Raw genomic sequence first — 1,934 nt, 5'->3', positions numbered from 1 at the left:
CATACATACATAACGCTTGTTGACAACTTATGAAATAATAGCATTCATCGCTATTAAAATATAACATTAAAAGCAATTAATTAGATATGTAATTTTGCATATATTGTACTATTTCATGAATAGGAACAAAACTATTTATTCCTTTCTGTATGGAGACAAATAGATTTAGGTTTACTTCGGGTAAGAAGACCTGATCATTGATTGCTGGTTAAACCATATTTCTACGTATTTGAAACAAATTATTTCACTGAATTGTATGTTAAAGAGAGTGAGGGATTTATGAAATGTAGATTATTCCTTGATTTCTTATTCGTGATTTTACTTGGACATCGGAAAAGAAGTTACGTTATATACGATTTCAAAAGGGGATATTATTCAGTGCATCCAAAGATGCACTCCGTTTCCTGTTTCCTATCCTACTAAATTACCATTCCAAGCAAATTTCTTCTCTTTCAAACAATTCATCCATTGAATAAAGATAATTCGGCCATACGTATCGGAGGACATGAAACTTTCTTAATACCATTTGGAATATATTTCAATATACTTCCGATACTATAACAGATTGAAAATTTCTTTATTGGAGGTATATAATGGCATATCCATTTCGTAACTTAGTATTTGAAGGTGGCGGGGTAAAGGGAAGCGCTTATATAGGTGCCATCCGTGCACTAAATGAAGAAGGGATTTTACCAGAAATACAACGATTTGGAGGGACTTCAGCAGGAGCGATTACTGCATTACTTTTAGGTCTTTCCATTCCATTCGCAGATCTTGTAAAAATCCACAAAGACATGAATTTCAAAGCGTTTAAAGATGATGATTTTTCGATTGTACAAGATAACATTCGTTTGTTTTTGATGGTTTTGGTATCTATAAAGGGGATTTCTTCACTGAGTGGGTAGGAAAGATCGTTGAAAAGTGGACAGGGAGTAAGGACACAACTTTTCAGCAGTTGTATGACAAAACAGGAAAAGACGTGTTTTTCCAAGGAACGAACGTTTCTACACACCAGCTTCGTACGTTTTCTCGCGAAACGACACCTGATGTCCCGTTAGTAGTTGCTGTGCGGATTTCGATGTCCATCCCATTCTTTTTTAAATCTGTGGAATGGGATAAAGATTATTATGTAGACGGAGGTGTACTCGATAACTACCCAATTCGTTTATTTGATCGGAAAAGTTTTGTGAATAAAGAAGAACACTTCACGACCACAGATACGATTGACGAGGTTAATAAACTGATAAGCAATATAGAGGATCATTCTACACTAAGAAGCTTACACACGAAATACAATGCATCTTTCTTTGATCCTACAGATGAAATTGTCTACAACAAAGAAACACTTGGTTTCCGTTTAGAATCTCAGGCGGAGGTTGCCATGTTAAAACATGCAACCTCAACAGAACATCATATTGGCCATTCTCTTATTCATTTTGCATGGAATTTGTCTCAAACCATGATCAAAGGTCATGAGAGCGGAAAAACCACCAAAGAAGATGCTGCCCGCACTGTATTTATTAATACATTCTTTACGTCGTCGTTTAATTTTGATATCACAGAAGAAGAAAAGAAAACACTCATGAATTCAGGTTATACTTCTACTAAAGACTATCTACATCAGTTTAATACGTCTGAAGTAAAATTGTTTAATCGACCATAAAGCCGAGTGCAATGCACTTGGCTTTTTTTTATCGTCCTGTAAATTCTTTTTTTAGTAGCTAATAAAAATTTAGATAGACTATGCATAGAACAAGAGAGAGGAGATAACAGAAAGTAATAAATATAAGTTTTGATGACTTCTTATTTTGTAAAACTAGGGTGTAGAAAGGGTGAAACAGGTGGAAGAAAAACGAATTATGATTTATACAATTTTTCGGCTAACACAGTACAAAAGAGAAACCTAAAACGGTGGATAGGAATGTATCAAAAAA

General features: G+C 34.4%; 1 pseudogene. It reads left to right on the top strand.

Going from position 1 to position 1,934, the window contains the following annotated elements:
* Window positions 1–593: 593 nt before the first annotated feature.
* A pseudogene (locus ABWK52_RS27355) lies at window positions 594–1,663 on the top strand (patatin-like phospholipase family protein).
* Window positions 1,664–1,934: the final 271 nt, after the last annotated feature.

The sequence above is a fragment of the Bacillus sp. AP50 genome (assembly GCF_040492675.1).
Lineage (GTDB): Bacteria > Bacillota > Bacilli > Bacillales > Bacillaceae_G > Bacillus_A > Bacillus_A cereus.
The sequence above is the reverse complement of the archived record's forward strand: the minus strand, read 5'-3'. Positions and strand labels throughout refer to the sequence as shown.